Origin of the sequence: Methanosarcina barkeri str. Wiesmoor, assembly GCF_000969985.1 — an archaeon.
GTDB lineage: Archaea > Halobacteriota > Methanosarcinia > Methanosarcinales > Methanosarcinaceae > Methanosarcina > Methanosarcina barkeri_B.
The window spans coordinates 194,322-212,896 of record NZ_CP009526.1 but is presented as its reverse complement, the minus strand read 5'-3'; the positions used below and the strand labels follow the sequence as shown (position 1 = coordinate 212,896).

The window sequence follows — 18,575 nt, the reverse complement described above, 5'->3', positions numbered from 1 at the left end:
CGAAAAAACTACTAGATTTTGGAACTGAGCTTTAGAAAAAGAAACCTGTATTCGGCAGATCAACATTAAATTTGGATATTTTTCAGGATAGGTATCCTCTTCAAACTGTACAGGAAAAGTAGATTTCATATATTTACTGAAAGTTTAAAAATTTACTCGAGTCTAAAAAATAAATTAAGACTAAAAATACATTACCAGATAATAAATTAAGATATCAATTCAACTTTCAAAACATATGATGAAATTATTCAATGTTTTTTCATTAGAATATTTTTCCTTGAAATAAAGAGGTTGCCAGGATAGCGTTTTTCAAACCCCCTATTAATTTGCCCTGTATTTAACACGTGTTAACATATATCCCAAATATCACACTATATAGAAATATTAGCAAATTATTACAAACAGATGATATAAAAAGAATATAAGTTTCAATAAAAACGCTATAATTGAAGATATTTAGAAAAGAATTTGCCTGCTGGATGTAGGACGAAATATAACGGACTAAGACAATGAAAGTGAACAAAAAACTGTGTTCAGTAGCTTTAGTTTCAACAGCCATTGTTTTATTTTTAATTTTGATATTATCTACTACATCGGCAGCTACTGAACAAAATACCGCGAGCACGACTGGATACGCCTACATTACAAATAGTGGCAGCACCACTGTCTCTGTAATTGACATAACAACAAACAAGGTTACAGCCACGGCAACTGTAGGAAAATATCCCTATGGAGTTGCAGTAAACCCCGCTGGAACTAAGGTATATGTATCGAAAGAAAGAAGCAATTCTGTCTCTGTAATTGACACCGCAACAAACAAGGTTACAGCCACAGTGAAGGTAGGAAAACATCCATGGGGAGTTGCAGTTAGCCCGGATGGAACAAGAGTATATGTGGCAAACGAAGGCAGTAAGACCGTCTCTGTAATTGACACTGAAAAAAACAAGGTTACAGCCACGGTAACTGTAGGAAAATATCCTTGTGGAGTTGCAGTAAACCCAGCAGGAACAAAGGTATATGTGACGAACACTCTCGCTAACACCGTCTCTGTTATTGACACAGCAACAAATAAAGTTACAGCCACAATAAAGGTAGGGAATCTCCCTACCGGAATTGCAGTTAATCCAGCGGGAACAAGAGTATATGTGACAAATGAGTACGATGTTTCTGTAATTGACACAACAAAAAATAAGGTTACAGCAAGAGTAAAAGTAGGAAAATACCCATGGGGAGTTGCAGTAAACCCGGCTGGAACAAAGGTGTATGTGGCAAACTATGGAGATGATACTATTTCTGTAATTAATACAGCCACAAACAAAGTTACAGATACCTTGAAGGTAGGAAGTTGTCCTTTTGGGGTTGCTTTCAGTCCGGATGGAACTAGGGCATATGTGGCGAAAGAAACAAGCGGCGCTGTCTCGGTAATTAACACAGCCACAAACAAGGCTACAGCCAAAGTGTGGGTAGGAAAAGAGCCTGTTGCATTCGGGCAGTTTATAGGTTCTGACAAAGTACAAAGCCCAAAAACTCCAGTTGCTGTATTTTATGCATCTCCAAAATCAGGAAAAGCACCTTTAAGCGTGAAATTTACTGATAAAAGTACAGGAAAACCAACTAAATGGAAATGGGATTTCGGAGATGGAACATCGTCAACAGAAAAGAGTCCAACTCATAAGTATTCTAAAGCAGGAAAATATACTGTTAAACTTACAGTAACAAACGCAGCAGGCAGTAACACAGCAACAAAATCAAAGTATATCATAGTGACAGAAACTTCGCAAACTTCGACTGCTGCATTTTATGCATCTCCAAAATCAGGAACAGCACCTTTAAGCGTGAAATTTACTGATAAAAGTACAGGAAAACCAACTAAATGGAAATGGGATTTCGGAGATGGAACATCGTCAACAGAAAAGAGTCCAACTCATAAGTATTCTAAAGCAGGAAAATATACTGTTAAACTTACAGTAACAAATGCAGCAGGTAGTAACACAGTAACAAAATCAAAGTATATCATAGTGACAGCAAAACCTGTTGCTGTATTTTATGCATCTCCAAAATCAGGAAAAGCACCTTTAAGCGTGAAATTTACTGATAAAAGTACAGGAAAACCAACTAAATGGGAATGGAGTTTTGGAGACGGAACATCGTCAACAGAAAAGAATCCAACACATAAATATTCTAAAGCAGGAAAATATACTGTTAAACTTACAGTAACAAATGCAGCAGGCAGTAACACAGTAACAAAATCAAAGTATATCATAGTGACAGAAACTTCACAAACGTCGACTGCTGCATTTTATGCATCTCCAAAATCAGGAACAGCACCTTTAAGCGTGAAATTTACTGATAAAAGTACAGGAAAACCAACTAAATGGAAATGGGATTTCGGAGATGGAACATCGTCAACAGAAAAGAGTCCAACTCATAAGTATTCTAAAGCAGGAAAATATACTGTTAAACTTACAGTAACAAATGCAGCAGGTAGTAACACAGTAACAAAATCAAAGTATATCATAGTGACAGAAACTTCGCAAACTTCAACTGCTGTATTTTATGCATCTCCAAAATCAGGAAAAGCACCCTTAAGCGTGAAATTTACTGATAAAAGTACAGGAAAACCAACTAAATGGAAATGGAATTTCGGAGATGGAACATCGTCAACAGAAAAGAGTCCAACTCATAAGTATTCTAAAGCAGGAAAATATACTGTTAAACTTACAGTAACAAATGCAGCAGGTAGTAACACAGTAACAAAATCAAAGTATATCATAGTGACAGCAAAACCTGTTGCTGTATTTTATGCATCTCCAAAATCAGGAACAGCACCTTTAAGCGTGAAATTTACTGATAAAAGTACAGGAAAACCAACTAAATGGGAATGGAATTTAGGAGATGGAACATCGTCAACAGAAAAGAGTCCAACTCATAAGTATTCTAAAGCAGGAAAATATACTGTTAAACTTACAGTAACAAACGCGGCAGGCAGTAACACAGTAACAAAATCAAAGTACATCATAGTAACAGAAACTTCCCAAGCTCCTGTTGCAGATTTTTGGGGCTGGCCCCTCTCAGGAAATGATCCACTAAAAGTAACATTTACGGAAACCAGCAAAGGATCACCAACTTCATGGAAATGGGATTTCGGAGATGGGACATCGTCAACAGAAAAGAGTCCAACACACACATATTCAGCTGCAGGAACTTACACGGTTAAACTTATAGCAACAAATGCAGCAGGAAGTAGTACAAAAACAAAATGGAATTATGTAAAAGTTTCAGGAACCTTACAAGCTCCGACTGCGGACTTCTGGGGCTGGCCCCTCTCAGGAAATGATCCACTAAAGGTAACATTTACGGAAACCAGCAAAGGATCACCAACTTCATGGAAATGGGATTTCGGAGATGGAACATCGTCAACAGAAAAGAGTCCAACACACACATATTCAGCTGCAGGAACTTACACGGTTAAACTTATAGCAACAAATGCAGCAGGAAGTAATACAAAAACAAAATGGAATTATGTAAAAGTTTCAGGAACCTCACAAGCTCCTGTTACAGATTTTTGGGGCTGGCCCCTCTCAGGAAATGACCCACTAAAGGTAACATTTACGGAAACCAGCAAAGGGTCACCAACTTCATGGAAATGGGATTTCGGAGATGGGACATCGTCAACAGAAAAGAGTCCAACACACACATATTCAACTGCAGGAACTTACACGGTTAAACTTATAGCAACAAATGCAGCAGGAAGTAGTACAAAAACAAAATGGAATTATGTAAAAGTCACATAAGTAAAAGTAGCATAGGTAAAAATAGCGTAAGTAAAAGTTTCATGAAAACAAGTTACAAAAAACCTGTTAAACGCACATGAAATTTTTCGAATCAAAGTTGCGCTGGCGCGCCCCGCTGCAAGCAGGCTGTCCAACAATTATTGATGGTAATAAAAAAGTGCTAAAAAGAAAGCAAATAAGGCCTTTAAATCAAAAAAAGGAGGAATTCTTTTATTACTGGAGGTAATTGTCGGACAGCCTCCAAACTAGCGGGGTATTCGAATGAAATAAAATCATCTATATATAATTTTGATTTTCTTTTCTCAGTGCTTTTTTTCGGTTTGTTATTCTGCGAATCTCTCGATCAAATATAAATTCCTAAGAAAAGTCACTTGAATAAGTAAGCATTTATTCTAGAAGTACATTTTTATTTTTTTCAATGATTTACTATTTTTTTATATAGGTTTCAAAGTAAGTGATTAGCATGATCGGTACTCGGCTTATTTTATAACAAAATAATTGCATACATTAACAATTATACCCTGAGTTTCCAAATTTTAAACATACATGCATAATCCTATAAGTTAAATAGATCAAATGATTTCCATTTTGAAACTTGAGCCTGCAGTTCATGTGCTTAAGTTTAAGCGAATAATTCGGTATCATGAGAAGATTATGAGTCTAAAAAAGTGGAACGTAGGTAATAAAAAGCTTCAGTCAGCGCAAGGTCACAAGAATCGAGGAGGTATATACCTTACGGAATACTAGTTTCTAAACATATTTTCTTTAGTAGATATATAATTTATATTGTATACTAATTGGTGAAATCAGAAATGAGTATAGTGTGCTAGCAGTTAAACAAAAGGAGTAAACAATGACAGATAACCTCTCAGAATCAGATAACCTCTCAGAATCAGATAACCTCTCAGAATCAGATAACCAATCAGAAAAAGATAACCAATCAGAATCTGTGACTGCCCCTAAAGAATTGCCATGTGCCCCGGAAGATCAGAAGGCAGTCGAACCAAGTCGAGTAGCTGTGAAAACCGGTATAGCGACCCGGTACTGGCTTGAACTGATGCCCTATCCGGCAGGCAGCGCAAGAAGTTTATGGCTCTTTGTTAATGATGACTGGAGACACCTGGACGACCCCGATCAGGGCACTCAGGTTTCGGTGCAGGATGCCTTTTGCAGATGTTCAGAACGCCTGGAGGTCCTGGTCTGGTACTCCGAAGATACAATCGAAGGACTTGTAGTAAAGGCGAATCAACTGAAAAAATAAATGAAAGAAACAATGAAGAAACAATGAAGAAACAAAGGAAAGAAATGACTGAGCCTTTATTCAGAATCTCTTTGCTCTTCTGCTCCACAGCCAATTCAATAAAAGAGCTGCCAGGACTAATTCCAACTTGAACCCAACTTCTTCAGACCCATGAAACGTTCCTTATTTTCTAACATATAGTCTCATTTATAGTTTCATCATAAATTGTTTAATGTGCCCTATGGTTTAAAAAGACTTTTCCATGCTTTAACCCAGAATAGAAAGGGCAAAAATACTGTTAAATAACTACAAATCCTATTTCCCAGTATAAATTATTCTATAAAGGATCAGAAAAGAAGCAGAATCGGGGGGTAAACTATGGACAAAAATAGATATTGGGAAATTACGCGAAGCGATTGGTACAGAACCGCTCAGGTACTTTTTGCGTTCATAACAGTAATCATGATATCATCGGTTTTCCTGATTGCAGGCCACTGGTATCTCTGGCTAATGATAATAATAGCCGGGGTTCTTGCCCTGCTTGTATTATGGCACGCAAAAAATTTTGCCTATCTCTGTCCTGGATGCGGCGAAGTGTTCAAGGTTTCAACGCTTGAAGATTTCATCAGCCCCAATGGTGAGAATAAAAAGTACCTCAGGTGCCCGAGGTGTGGGAAAAGGGCATGGGCTGATATTCTAAGAATTAAAGAGAAAACCGTCCATAAGAAGTAACTCTTATCTTAAAGCTGAATATACCGGTTATATGAAAAGAAAAATGGAGCCTGAAACCTGGGACTAGGTTTCTGAAAACGAACCATGAGGAAAGATGGAAAAGGAAAACAAAGGAAAGAAAAACAATCCAGACCTTCATACAGGAGAAAACGTTTCCCTCCTTCCAATTCTTGCTGTAAATTTCATAGGCACACTCGGGTTTAGTATTGTACTCCCGTTTCTGGTGTTTCTGGTTAACCGACTGGGAGGGAACGCTTTCATTTATGGGCTGGCAAGTTCGATGTATCCGGCTTTTCAGCTAATAGGAGCCCCTATTCTGGGCAGATGGTCTGATACTTACGGCCGTAAAAAGATACTATTTATAAGCCAGCTAGGAACGCTGTTCTCATGGATTATCTTCCTTGTGGCCCTTTTTCTTCCGGTAATAAGCCTGTTTAAAATCGATTCCAGAGTTCTGGGAGCTTTTACCGTTACCCTGCCCCTTGCAGTACTCTTTTTCGCCAGAGCTCTTGATGGGCTGACCGGAGGAAATGTATCGGTAGCCAATGCATATCTGGCTGATATTACTGCAGAAAGAGATAGGAGCCGAAATTTCGGGAAAATGGCAATTTCCGAAAATCTGGGATTTATAGTTGGTCCTGCCCTTGCCGGAATATTAAGCTTAACAATGTATGGGGATGTAGCCCCTGTTCTTGGAGCAATAGTAATCTCACTTATCGGAACATTGCTGATTATATCTTATCTTCCCGAAAGTAAAAAGTGCGCTCCTGGGGAGCCGGAAGAAGCCGAGTATGTACGGAAAATTTTTGGTTATGAGATTAAAGAATGCAAAACCACGTTTGGAACGAAAAAACCTGAATTCAGGGAGATTCTGAGACTTCAAAATATCCCTTATATGCTGGGACTGTACTTTCTAATCGACCTCGGTTACAATGTATTCTATACAGCTTTTCCCCTGCACGCAATTTCAACTCTCAACTGGAGCATTGCGAAAATGGGCGTTTATTTTACGGTGTTGAGCGGGTTTCTGATAATCGTACAGAGTACTGTACTTCCCAGGGCTTCAAGAAAATACTCAGATGCAACTCTTATAATCTTTGGAAGCCTGATGCTCGGTACGAATTTCCTGCTTCTTATCCCTGGAAATATCCTCCTTACCTACCTTGCAGCAGGGTTTTTTGCACTTGGAGATGGGCTTATGTGGCCTTCCTTTCTCTCACTCTTATCAAAAGTTGCAGGAAGAAAGTACCAGGGTACGATACAAGGGGTTGCCAGCAGTTTCGGAGGCCTTGCCAGTATCACAGGACTTATTCTTGGCGGCCTTTTATATGAAACACTTTCAGGAGCCTCTTTTCTGATTGCAGGCCTGGTAATCTACACAGTCTTTTTGCTCAACTTCCGACTCAGGCATTTTGAAGAACAGATAATTTTGAAGAACAAATAAAAACTGGATTTCAGGATCAGTAAATAATATCAAAATAAATGAATATAGTTGACGGCTATATCCCACGTCTAAAGAGCGTGGGATTTAGCCTTTGACTGTCTTAAAGGAATATTATCTCTCAGTTGCTCGGGCTCGCTCTTCATTGGTCATATTAGCTAGGCGCTCAACTTCCTTAATATCAAGCTCAAGACCCTTAGCGACACGGCTTCCATAGTCACGATCAGCTTTAAAGAACAATGCTGTCTGCCTAAGCTGTATACGCTTCTGTGCGGCAGAGAGATGAGATACGATATTTCCTACAAGGTTTTCACGATCGTAGTCAGTCATAACGTCACGGTACAAATTTCCAGCCTGTACAAAGTCATCATTTGGATGTGTATAGAGTGTGCGAGCTGCTAGTCCTGATACTCCAAATGGAGGTTCCAGATAAACAGAGTCGGGAGAAGGTCCTCCAAAACTGTTTGGCCAATAGTTGGGTCCACTGCCCCCGTTAGCATCAACACGCATGAATCCATCACGCTGATAACTATTTTCAGGTGAGTACTTTGGTGCATTAACAGGTATTAGATTATAATTTGGACCAAGACGGTGGATATGAGTATCGTGATAAGAAAAAACCCTACCCTGCAGCATTTTATCAGGTGAAATACCGATGCCTGGCACAAGATTTGCAGGACTAAAAGCTGCTTGTTCTACTTCAGCGAAATAATTTGTTGGATTTCGATTCAACACCAACTTGCCTATTTTCATGGTAGGGAAATCACCATGGGGCCATACTTTGGTTATATCCCTGATGTCAAACCGGTAATCTTCTGCCTGCTCCGGAGTCATTATTTGCATTTCAAGAGTCCAGGAGGGATAATCACCTTTCTTGATAGCCTCATACAGGTCTCTTGTCGCGTGGTCGGGATCCGATCCACCGATTTTTTCTGCTTCTTCAAGGGTCAGGTTCTTTATCCCCTGGTCAGTCTTAAAATGATACTGCACCCAGAAATATTCACCCTTTTCATTATACCACTTATAGGTGTGGCTAGAATAACCATTCATGTTTCTATAGGTAGCAGGAGTACCGCGGTCTGAGAAGAGAATAGTGACCTGATGAATTGACTCAGGTGTCAGGGAAAGGAAGTCCCAGAACATATCTGGATCTTTACAGTTTGTAGCTGGGTTACGTTTTTGTGTGTGGATAAAATCAGGAAACTTTAAAGGGTCGCGAATAAAAAACACAGGGGTATTATTGCCTACAAGATCGTAGTTACCATCTTCTGTGTAGAACTTCACGGCAAAACCACGTGGATCACGAGCGGAATCAGCCGATCCCTTCTCTCCTCCAACTGTGGAAAAACGGACAAAAACTTCAGTACGTTTACCGATTTCAGACAGAAATTTAGCTTTGGTATATTTGGTCACGTCTGCAGTGACTTCAAAGTAACCTCCAGCACCTGCACCTTTGGCATGTACTACACGCTCTGGGATACGTTCATGGTCGAAATGGCTAAGTTTATCAAGCAGATGAACATCCTGCATAAGAACCGGTCCTCTATTTCCGGCTGTAAGGCTGTTCTGATCATCCCCCACCGGTATTCCAAAACCAGTGGTGAGAACCTTGGAAGAATTCTTTTCACCCATTATATTTTACTCCTCTACTCCAATTGAACGTTTGACAAATATAATCAAACCTACATCGTTATTAAATATCCAAAAAATTATGTAGTTATGAGGTTTAATTTTTATAAATAGATTTCATTTGGAGAGACTTCCAAGTTAAAAAGACTGTTTAAAATTAAATGCTACATGTAACCATATTATTCGCCAACATTAGAACAAAATAAAAGAATTCCTTATCCTAGTGATTTATCTGATCAAGAATGGAAAATGATTAAGTCTTATTTCCCGACTTCCAGAACGAATCTCGATCGGGGTTAATTTGGGCTGATTCTGGTTATTCTGGCCAACTGGTTGATTAGGTCAAAGTAATGTGTGGTTAGATATTGGAAACAGTTAAACTTAGTGATGATGTCAAAAGATTTCAAGTACATCCTCACAGTAGGTAGTAAAATGTGCATTTGATAGTTTGGAACATATCAATATTTAAGCAAGAATTACTAAATATTGACAGAATCAAGTCAAGCATTAATATACACTGCTATAATCCATATAATGATCAGGTGACTAAGTCGGATAAAAACACAAGAAAATAAAGGAAATATAATATTCAGACAGCTTCTAAGTCTTCCTCATTCAATCAAGGACTGTAAGTTTGTCGCTGATACTTAGGTGTTTTTTCTATTACTTTGAACCTTACAGTAAACTCAGTACCTTTGTTCCTTTTCAATTTAAGCTCCCCGTCTAACTGATTTACTAGAGTGTTTATTAACTGCATGCCAAGTGACTCGACGCTTTCTAACTTCAGATCTTCAGGGATTCCTTTTCCATTATCTGAAACTTTCAGACAGAAATCGGACTTGTGAATTCCATTTATCGTCTCTTCATGCCTACGAAGTTGAATTCCAATTTCTCCTTCTTTCTTTTCAGTAAATGCATGTTTGAGAGAGTTGGAAATTAGTTCATTAACAATTATGCCTAAAGGAACAGCAGTATCCATATCAAGAAATGCGTTCTCTTCCAGATCCATATTCAAGCGAATATTTATGCGGCTAAGTCTGTAAGTCATCAACAGGTTATCAGCTAACTTTTCAAGATATGCTGAAAAGTTCAGTTTTTCTGCCTGTCCTCCTTTGTAGAGTTCTTCGTGGATCAGAGACATTGAAAATACCCGGTTCTGACTTTCACTGAAAGCTTGTTTGACTTTCTTATCCTCAAACTTTTCAGCCTGGAGGTCCAAAAGTGAAGAGATTACCTGCAAGTTATTTTTGATTCTGTGGTGAATCTCTTTTATGCGGACTTTTTCGAGTTTTACCAGAGCTTCTTCTGTTTTTTTACGTTCAGTTATATCTTGAACTATTCCTCTAACCCTAATAGGAGTATTTTTCTCATCAAAAATCACTTGTCCCCGTGCATAAAGTATATGTTCTTCTCTATCAGCTGAGATAATTCTAAAATCAATTTCGAAAGATTTCCCACAAAAAGCTTTCTTAAAAGCATTATTCACATATTCTCGATCTTCTGGAAGAACAAGATTCAAAAATGCATCATAAGTCTCATCGAATTCCAGAGAGTCAAGTCCGAAAATATTGTGTATTTCATCTGACCAATATAATTCATCAGTCACCAGATTCCAGTCCCAATTTCCGAGATGAGCTATTTTTTGAGCTTCACTTAGTCTCATTTTATTTTCAAGTAATGAGTTATAAGCCTCTTCGAGTTCAACTGTACGCTCTTTAATTTTTTCTTCTAAAGTATCATTTGCTTTTTTTAATGCTTCTTCAGCTCTTTTGCGCTCGGTAATGTCAACTGCAATACAGATGACTCCAACGATGGTTCCTGTAGCATCGCGCAATGGCTCAGTGGTCATCTCATGGAATAAATCCCCACCAGCGGAAGCAGGCCTATGGATAACCACTTCATCACATTGGCTAACACCACTAGCCAAAACCTGCTTTTTGATGGAGACAAAAGCCTCAGCATCATCTAATTGATAGATATCATAATCATTCTTACCTAGAAGATCTTCTAGTTTAAAACCAGGCGAAGGGTTATAAGCCCACGTGTATCTCAGATCACGGTCTTGACTGGAAATAACAACAGAAGATCCCTGCAAAGCGACACGAAAGCGCTCTTCTGACTTACGTAACATCTCTTCGATTTGCGCTCGCTCTATAATATCTGCCGCCTGCTGAGCTAGCAGGTCAATTAACTGAAGACCATGATCTTGTAATTTATGTGGTTTTTTATAATGTGTTGAGAACATGCCGAGTAATCTTCCTGATCGGCTCACAATTGGTGTAGATTGTACCGCTCGTATTCCAGCTTTAAGTTGGATTTCCAGAGCAGGTGTACCTACAAAAATTGGGCTTTGTTCAATATCTTCGACAATTACCTTCTCTTCACGTCCAAGCGCCGTACCACAAGTTCCATTTCCCACAGATACACTGTCCCAGAAGTCCAACCACCATTTGGGAAATCCACGAGAAGCTACAATCTTAAGTTCAGATGATTCGGGATCCAGTAATTGGATATTGCCAAAGTCAGCGTCAGAAATTGCAATTGCTGCATCGACTATTTCAACAAGAACTGGTTCAAGATTGCTTTCACGAACAAACAGAGTACCAATCTTATGCAGCCTGGTCATAGCATTAAGGTCGGCCATTAAACATTTTTTGCTATCATTCAATGCTTCTTCTGACCTAGCCTGTTCTATCATATCAGCTGCCTGACGCGCTAGTAGGTCAAGCCTCCAGAGATCATGCTCGTTTGGAGAATAAGGAAAATTCCATTGAGTTGTAAGGATACCAAGAAGCTCACCCGTTCGGCTTAACATCGGTGTGGACTGAATCGCTCGTACTCCAGCCTCACGCATCACAGTCAGGGAAGGTGTCCCGGCAAATATAGAACTTGTTTCAACATCTTCAATAACAATACGTTCTCCACGTTGCATCACCTTTCCACAAACTGAAGCCACGTTCTCAGCAGATGTAAAATAATCCAAAAAAGGCTGTTTGTGACCATAATGAGCAACAATATGTAGTGAATCATCCTCAAGGAGTTGCAAGGTCCCCATTTTTGCGTTCACGACAGAGATTGCTGCGTCCATTATTTCTTTTAATAGTGGTTGGATCCCTTCCGACCCCAAAAGTTTTGTACTCAGCTCATGTATTCGGGTCAGTGCTTCTAGATCGGCTTTCACCAGAAGATGTGCCTGCCTTCTCTCTAGATCTGGTTTATCAATATCATACTTAGGTTCTTTATCCTGCTTCAAATATGCTCTTAGACACTGTATCTTGTTTTTTAAGGTACGGTTTTCATCCACCAATAGCTTATTTTCATCTAATAATTCTTGGTATGTTATAGGCTCCCAGCCATCAGTATGTTTGGTAGTCATATTTTTATACTGACCTTTTAAGATTGATTCTATCTTGCTGATTAGGTTCTCTTAAATAATTTTTTACTTTAATATTTGAGTAACATCCCCAATATTTTTTATATTATGATGTTAGTTTCTGTTTCTTTTGACACTGCTTTCTTGATCTTTCACTTGACAAATATATGTCAGTAATTTGGATAACCTACTCCCATGCCTAAGACGTTTGTAATGGTATAGGTTTTATAAGGGAAGTTTTTATAGATAATCGAACAAGAATTGTATTCTTTAGAGATTTTATTCACACTGTCAGAACTTGATACTTTTTTAGATATGTGATCTTTCGATAATATCGGCTGCACTGAGAGCTAGAAGATCCAACATTTGAAGTGTGTTTTTGTCTGGCTTATGTGGTGTTTTATATTGTGTTGAGAACATACCAAGTGGTTTTCCCAACCGACTCACAATTGGTGTAGATTGTACCGCTCGTATTCCAGCTTTAAGTTGGATTTCCAGAGCAGGTGTACCTACGAAAATTGGGCTTTGTTCAACATCCTCGACAATTACCCTTTCTTTGCGTCCAAGCGCCGTACCACAAGTTCCTTTTCCCACAGACACACTGTTCCAGAAGTCCAGCCACCATTTGGGAAATCCACGAGAAGCTACAATCTTAAGTTCAGATGATTCGGGATCCAGTAATTGGATATTGCCAAAGTCAGCGCCAGAAATTGCAATTGCTGCATCGACTATTTCGACAAGAACTGGTGCAAGATTGCCTTCGCGAATGAACAAAATGCTGATATTATACAGTCTAGTCATTGCATCGAGATCAAACATTAACTGTTTCTCGCGTTCACTACAGGTTATCTCTACCTGTTTGGAATCCAGATCAACTTTGCCTATAGTCCGTTCAAATCCTTCAGCCTGCGCCAGACATGCTTTTAGACTCTGTATCTCTTCCTTTAATGCATTGTTATCATCTACCAGTAACTTATTTTCATCCAATAGTGCCTGATACATTGTGGATTTTTGACTTGTAGTATATTTAGAATTCGTGCTTTCCACTCTCCATAAATAATTTGTTTAATCTTCGAAATCTTGGGTTTCCTATATAATTTGTAGTACAGGCTGCCTTAAAACTCAACTCAGTTATACAATAGGATAATTGAGATTGTCTAGTTTAAATTCTAATTGGAAATTTTTCTGAAATTCAGACATATATTTACCTTTAAGTCGAATTTACATCCCAATTGTACAATCAAATTTAGTTTTGAGATAATCTTGATTTTTTTAATTGCAGTTGTCAGATATTAAAATAAGCATATGTTTATATTTATTAATGCTATATATTAAAATAAAAATTTTAGTATAGATTAAAAAGTAAATATAGATATAGTAATAATTTTATATTTTTGTTGTTAATTCTTAATATAAATTATTAAATTATTAAGTATATAGATAAGTTATATTATTTAATACCTACTTTCGGCAACAGGCACAGACCAACATGATAACATTTTTAAATATTATTATAAATTCAGTTGAAAAAAAAAGATAAAAATTCTGATGGATAATCACAAAATACACACCTCAATGGAAACTCGGAAATACCAGGAAACTGTTCCTGATAAATTTGAATTTGTATTCACACCCAAACATGCTTCGTGGCTAAATATTATATTAAAGTCACATAGAATCCTCCTGTAACACGGAAAACGCAATCAATCGCAGAGTGATTCGGTCTGGACATTACAGCCACGGAAGACACGGAAATAAGTAGTAAAGGCGTGTTTCTGCTGTGCTTTCCGTTTTTTTCCGTGCTTTCAGTGGTTTTCAAAAAATTCATTCCTGATAGACTTTGGAATCAATGAACTAGTAATAAGTTGTGCAAAAAACAAATAAATTTTAGTTAACAAATAAATTTTAGTTAACAAATAAATTTTTTAGATAACAAATGAGTTGAATAAAATCACATCTTTTGCAATAAAACAAATAGTTAAGTATTAAAATCTCACTATAATACATAATTTTAAAAAGCTATTAATTTATAAGAATAAATCTGAAAATAAATATTCGAGGTTAATGAAATGATGGGCTTTTCTTATGTTTTTATTCTTTTCGCATTCATTGCTTTACTTTCCTTTGTTTTCTGGATATGGATTCTTATTGACTGTGCGAAGAATGAGACAGATATAGGAAACACACGCCTTATATGGGTCATAATAATTATTTTAACCTATATCGTAGGAGCTTTTCTATACTATCTCATCCGGCGTCCTAAGAGGCTTCTGGAACTGGGAAAATAAAGAAAAGTAAAAACGAATTACTTTTAGCACCTGTGTTCTGGAGCGAAGCCCTTCCAGTAACTTTTTAATGAGTGTTCCCACTTACAACTTAAATTTAGATTTTCCTTTTCGCCCCCATAACTTGAAATAAATCTGAGTATAGTGGGAGCCCGTGCGACAAAAGCAAGTATCTTTTTTATACTGTGCACGGTTCCCAGCATAAAATCATTCCATCTTTAAAGCTTGAGCGTTTATTGCTACGATCACAGTGCTCAGGCTCATGAAAACAGCACCCATAGCAGGGCTCAGTAAGATTCCATAGCCATAGAGTATCCCGGCTGCGAGAGGAATGGCAAAAACGTTATACCATGTTGCCCAGAGGAGATTCTGATACATCTTGGAGTAAGTTTTCCTGGAAAGGTCGATTATATCAACCACATCTCTAGGATCGTTTTTTACCAGGACAATATCAGCGGTCTCAATTGCAACATCAGTACCTGCTCCAATAGCTATTCCGACATCAGCCTGAGCCAGAGCAGGTGCGTCATTAACCCCATCTCCGACCATACCTGTGGTGTATTCCGCCTGAACTTCCTTGACCTTCTCAGCTTTCTCGTGAGGAAGGACTTCTGCGAAATAATCGTCAAGCTCCAGTTCCTTAGATACCCAGGCTGCCACATAACGATTATCTCCTGTAAGCATGAGACATTTAATTCCCATGCTTTTAAGTTTCGAGATAGCTTTCCTGGACTCTTTCCTGATAATGTCGGCAAGTGCAACAGCTCCAAGTACCCTGTCTTCTTCAAGCAGGAACACAACGGTTTTCCCCTGCGCTTCGATTTCTTCAACTTTCTCGTTTTTGAGAGCAATTCCATTTTCTTCAAGATAGCCAGGACTCACAACAAGGAATCTTTTTCCTTCAACCAGGCCCTGTACTCCCTTTCCAGGAATGGAACTGAATTCTTCCACAGACTGAATTTGCACCCCTTTTTCCTTTGCACTTTCCAGAATGCCTGTTGCAATGGGGTGTTCCGAACTGGCTTCTAGGGAAGCTGCTAGACTCAAGATTCTTTCATTGCCCTCTCCTCCATCATCCCCGGTTCCATTTTCTTCGCCTGAAAAAGAAACTATATCCGTAACCCCAAACCGACCTTCGGTCAGTGTTCCTGTTTTGTCAAAAATGATAGCCTGAAGATTGCGTGCTCTTTCAAATGCCTGCCTGTCCCGGATGAGAAGCCCGGATTTTGCAGCAATGGACGTCGAAACTGCAACTACCAGAGGGATTGCAAGCCCAAGGGCATGCGGACAGGTAATAACCATTACAGTAACTGCCCTTTCCAGTGCAAAGACAAGCTGCTGGCCGAAAAGAAGCCAGAGAATAAAAGTGAGAGCTCCCACAGTAAGAGCTATGATTGTTAGATACATGGCAGCCCGGTTTGCAAGATCCTGGGTTTTTGATTTGCTTTCCTGGGCAGCCCTGACAAGTTCGACAACCTGGCTGAGATAGGTATCCTTTCCGGTTTTTTCTACCCTGACAACAAAAGCCGCTTCTCCATTAATTGAGCCGCCAATAACATCATTTCCCGGCTTTTTCGTTACAGGCTTCGACTCCCCGGTAAGCATTGATTCATTGACACTGCTTGTCCCCTCTACAACAATGCCGTCCACAGGAACCTTTTCCCCAGGCTTGATTAAAACATTATCTCCGACTTTTAGCTGGTCAACCCCGATATCAACAACTTCACCATTTTTTTTCAAGTGGGCAACCGAAGGCATAATCTTTACCAGCTCTTCAAGAGCTCTTGAAGCTCCCATAACCGAACGCATCTCTAGCCAGTGTCCGATAAGCATTACATCGATAAGAGTTGCAAGCTCCCAGAAAAAGACCTTACCATGAAGCCCGAAAACCACAGCCGAGCTGTAAAAATAAGCCACGCTGATTGCAACGGCTATAAGGGTCATCATGCCAGGTGACTTTTCAGAAAGTTCGTCTTTAATTCCTTTTAGGAACGGATACCCGCCGTAGAGATAAACGACCGAAGAAAGCAAAAAGGTTAGATAAGCCGCACCTGGAACACGAAGCTCAAAGTTGAAAAAATCCTGGATCATAGGCGAAAGCAGCAAAATCGGGAAAGTTAACACGAAAGAAACAATAAATCGCCTTTTGAAATCTTCAAGCATGTGAGCATGGTGGTTACCGTGTCCTTTTCCACCTGCAGCCTCATGACCTTTATGTTCCATTCCTTCGTGCTCCATTCCTTCGTGTTTCATGCCTTCATGTTCCGTGCCTTCGTGTTCCATGCCTTCATGTTTCGTCTCATCTTTCATGTCATGTTGCTCATACTTCGTCTCATCATGCTGTTTGCGTTTCATTTCGCCAGGTTGATCGTGTTTTAACTCTTCTTGCAGTTCATGTCCCTCGTGTTCATTTTCACCGTGCTGTTCATGTTTCATTTCTTCACGCTGCTCAGAGCTCCCAAGCTTCACTTCTTCACTTTGCCCTTGATCCAGCGATTTCTGTTCAGGACGCATCTTTTGAGATTCGGAAGGACTCCGATGCACCTTTCCGGCAGGCTTATTCCCGCTTTCTTCGTGAGACTTACGGGAATTCCCTTGCATGTCCCCTCCGGAATTGTAGTCATTATCATGAGATGAAGATTCGTTTACCTGAGTTTTAGAAATCCCGATACCTGTTTCTTTGTTATCAGCCTGCATATTTTCCCAATTCCCCTGATTTTAATTTTATTTTTAAGTATATTAGAATTTCTGATATATTAGAGCTAATAAAACAAACGAACCAAATATCCTGGCGAAAAAAATAAGAAATTCTGTTATAACCAGCTAATTCAAAGGATTAATTTCAAAGTATAAAAAGCAGGAAAAACTGAAAAATATTCAAAAAATTCACAAACAAATACAGGTACAGGGAAAGGAAGCCTAAACGAAGTTGCTTTAAGCCTTTTAAAGGGAAAATAAAAAAATATACATGTGAGAAGATTTAACTGCTCTGTGCTATCCTAACACTATGACGCACAGTGAGGACCAGAATAAAGAACAAAATAACGCTAAAGATCCCGATAAAAATAGCATCCCTAAAAGCTATATCCAAAGGAATACGACTGATAGACCCAAAATCTTCAAGCGGCAATGAAGACATATTTTAATCTACGTGCCCAAATATAATAAACGTATCTAATTGTCTTATGTAATTACTAAAATAAATATAGGTGTTTGAGGATTTAAAAACAGGATATATAATTGCGAAATCAAAGACCATGCACATGCTGTATCCTGAAATGATTTCGCAGACTCCAAATCAGTTTGAAGTAAAATACATAATACAACAGCATGCGACGCAAAAAGTTACACGCTTAGTAAATTCCATTCCATTTTGGTATTGTGGAATGAATCTATAAAATAAAACAAATTCGAAGTTGAAGTAAAATAATGAGTCACCTGTATAAGATGTATAACTGAAATAAAAAAATCAAAAAAGCGAAATGATTTTGGGATAAAACAGTTTAAATTAAAGCAACGTAAATTATAGTCACACCTGTAATTGTTGCAACAAAAATCTCATTGTATCTCATTTGAGCAGTTGCATTATTTAGCCTCATGACTATACTTAGAAATTAACTGGGATTCTTGTCTCTAAGAATATCTACAGAGCTTAAAAATCATATATATATCTGGTTTCCTTAATGACCTCACCATTGCTATCTTTTTCTACGAATCTCATGATTTCTTTGTCGTGGGTAACCATCGCTTTACAATGAGGGCATTCTTCTGTATTCTTGTACATTATGGAATGCAGAAATGATTCTTCATCCTCAAATTGAATAATTTGTGAGCTGAACCATTTTTTACACTTTGTACATCTAACTTCACAGCTTTTTGTACTGTTCATTTTTCTTCATCTCCAGATTTAAGATAAATATTGCGTGAAGTAATACTAAACTTATAAAATCAAAACGGTTGAAATTAATTGTGGTATAGTATTATAAAAATAGGCATAGATACTTATTTTATTTTAACCCTTCCATTATTATAACAGTTTATGTTTTTGAACTCCAAAGCAGGAAAAATATTTATAATGTTG

At 38.4% G+C, this 18,575-nt stretch carries 11 protein-coding genes and 1 pseudogene; 6 read left to right on the top strand and 6 right to left on the bottom strand.

What is annotated here, in order from left to right; all coding sequences use genetic code 11:
- The first annotated feature begins 509 nt into the window (after window positions 1-509).
- From MSBRW_RS24030 to MSBRW_RS01000, 4 genes are all read left to right on the top strand, one after another.
- Complete coding sequence (locus tag MSBRW_RS24030; protein WP_011305837.1) at window positions 510-3,794, top strand: YncE family protein; 3,285 nt, start codon at window positions 510-512, stop codon at window positions 3,792-3,794.
- A gap of 853 nt (window positions 3,795-4,647) precedes the next feature.
- Complete coding sequence (locus MSBRW_RS01010; protein ID WP_011305838.1) at window positions 4,648-5,055, top strand: hypothetical protein; 408 nt, start codon at window positions 4,648-4,650, stop codon at window positions 5,053-5,055.
- A gap of 357 nt (window positions 5,056-5,412) precedes the next feature.
- On the top strand, window positions 5,413-5,766 hold the full coding sequence (locus MSBRW_RS01005; protein ID WP_011305839.1) for a hypothetical protein: 354 nt from the start codon (window positions 5,413-5,415) through the stop codon (window positions 5,764-5,766).
- 94 nt (window positions 5,767-5,860) lie between these two features.
- The gene (locus tag MSBRW_RS01000) at window positions 5,861-7,210 is read left to right on the top strand and encodes an MFS transporter (protein WP_011305840.1); all 1,350 of its coding nucleotides are present in this window, start codon (window positions 5,861-5,863) and stop codon (window positions 7,208-7,210) included.
- Between the two features lie 111 nt (window positions 7,211-7,321).
- Here MSBRW_RS01000 and MSBRW_RS00995 read toward each other — a convergent pair whose 3' ends face one another.
- The 3 genes from MSBRW_RS00995 to MSBRW_RS00985 all read right to left on the bottom strand — a co-directional run bounded on the left by MSBRW_RS00995 (window position 7,322) and on the right by MSBRW_RS00985 (window position 13,196).
- Window positions 7,322-8,839: a catalase gene (locus tag MSBRW_RS00995; protein ID WP_011305841.1), complete on the bottom strand. Its 1,518-nt coding sequence runs from the start codon at window positions 8,837-8,839 to the stop codon at window positions 7,322-7,324.
- A 616-nt stretch (window positions 8,840-9,455) separates the two neighbouring features.
- Window positions 9,456-12,212, bottom strand: coding sequence for a histidine kinase dimerization/phosphoacceptor domain -containing protein (locus MSBRW_RS20055; RefSeq protein ID WP_011305842.1), 2,757 nt, complete (start codon window positions 12,210-12,212; stop codon window positions 9,456-9,458).
- A 306-nt stretch (window positions 12,213-12,518) separates the two neighbouring features.
- Window positions 12,519-13,196, bottom strand: a complete 678-nt coding sequence (locus tag MSBRW_RS00985; RefSeq protein WP_196298015.1) for a GAF domain-containing protein — start codon at window positions 13,194-13,196, stop codon at window positions 12,519-12,521.
- A gap of 546 nt (window positions 13,197-13,742) precedes the next feature.
- On the opposite strand from MSBRW_RS00985, the pseudogene MSBRW_RS20655 reads away from it, so the two are divergent.
- Window positions 13,743-13,871, top strand: a pseudogene (locus tag MSBRW_RS20655) (transposase); the annotation flags it as partial.
- On the opposite strand, the gene MSBRW_RS22810 reads toward MSBRW_RS20655, so the two are convergent.
- Window positions 13,867-14,028, bottom strand: coding sequence for a hypothetical protein (locus tag MSBRW_RS22810; RefSeq protein ID WP_196298059.1), 162 nt, complete (start codon window positions 14,026-14,028; stop codon window positions 13,867-13,869). The pseudogene MSBRW_RS20655 and the gene MSBRW_RS22810 sit on opposite strands and share 5 nt — an antisense overlap.
- Before the next feature lie 250 nt (window positions 14,029-14,278).
- On the opposite strand from MSBRW_RS22810, the gene MSBRW_RS00980 reads away from it, so the two are divergent.
- Entirely contained in the window at window positions 14,279-14,497 is a 219-nt protein-coding gene (locus MSBRW_RS00980; RefSeq protein ID WP_011305844.1) for a PLDc N-terminal domain-containing protein, read from the top strand.
- Between the two features lie 204 nt (window positions 14,498-14,701).
- Here the strand turns inward: MSBRW_RS00980 and MSBRW_RS00975 are convergent, their stop codons facing one another.
- Both MSBRW_RS00975 and MSBRW_RS00970 read right to left on the bottom strand, forming a co-directional pair.
- Window positions 14,702-17,191: a heavy metal translocating P-type ATPase gene (locus MSBRW_RS00975; RefSeq protein WP_011305845.1), complete on the bottom strand. Its 2,490-nt coding sequence runs from the start codon at window positions 17,189-17,191 to the stop codon at window positions 14,702-14,704.
- Between the two features lie 955 nt (window positions 17,192-18,146).
- Entirely contained in the window at window positions 18,147-18,383 is a 237-nt protein-coding gene (locus MSBRW_RS00970) for a hypothetical protein (protein ID WP_011305846.1), read from the bottom strand.
- Between the last annotated feature and the right edge of the window lie 192 nt (window positions 18,384-18,575).

What these genes read in the sequence shown, in the direction of transcription:
- MSBRW_RS24030 (WP_011305837.1), top strand. Translation starts at nt 510, where the DNA reads ATGAAAGTGAACAAAAAACTGTGTTCAGTAGCTTTAGTTTCAACAGCC.
- MSBRW_RS01010 (WP_011305838.1), top strand. Translation starts at nt 4,648, where the DNA reads ATGACAGATAACCTCTCAGAATCAGATAACCTCTCAGAATCAGATAAC.
- MSBRW_RS01005 (WP_011305839.1), top strand. Translation starts at nt 5,413, where the DNA reads ATGGACAAAAATAGATATTGGGAAATTACGCGAAGCGATTGGTACAGA.
- MSBRW_RS01000 (WP_011305840.1), top strand. Translation starts at nt 5,861, where the DNA reads ATGGAAAAGGAAAACAAAGGAAAGAAAAACAATCCAGACCTTCATACA.
- MSBRW_RS00995 (WP_011305841.1), bottom strand. Translation starts at nt 8,839, where the DNA reads ATGGGTGAAAAGAATTCTTCCAAGGTTCTCACCACTGGTTTTGGAATA.
- MSBRW_RS20055 (WP_011305842.1), bottom strand. Translation starts at nt 12,212, where the DNA reads ATGACTACCAAACATACTGATGGCTGGGAGCCTATAACATACCAAGAA.
- MSBRW_RS00980 (WP_011305844.1), top strand. Translation starts at nt 14,279, where the DNA reads ATGATGGGCTTTTCTTATGTTTTTATTCTTTTCGCATTCATTGCTTTA.
- MSBRW_RS00975 (WP_011305845.1), bottom strand. Translation starts at nt 17,191, where the DNA reads ATGCAGGCTGATAACAAAGAAACAGGTATCGGGATTTCTAAAACTCAG.
- MSBRW_RS00970 (WP_011305846.1), bottom strand. Translation starts at nt 18,383, where the DNA reads ATGAACAGTACAAAAAGCTGTGAAGTTAGATGTACAAAGTGTAAAAAA.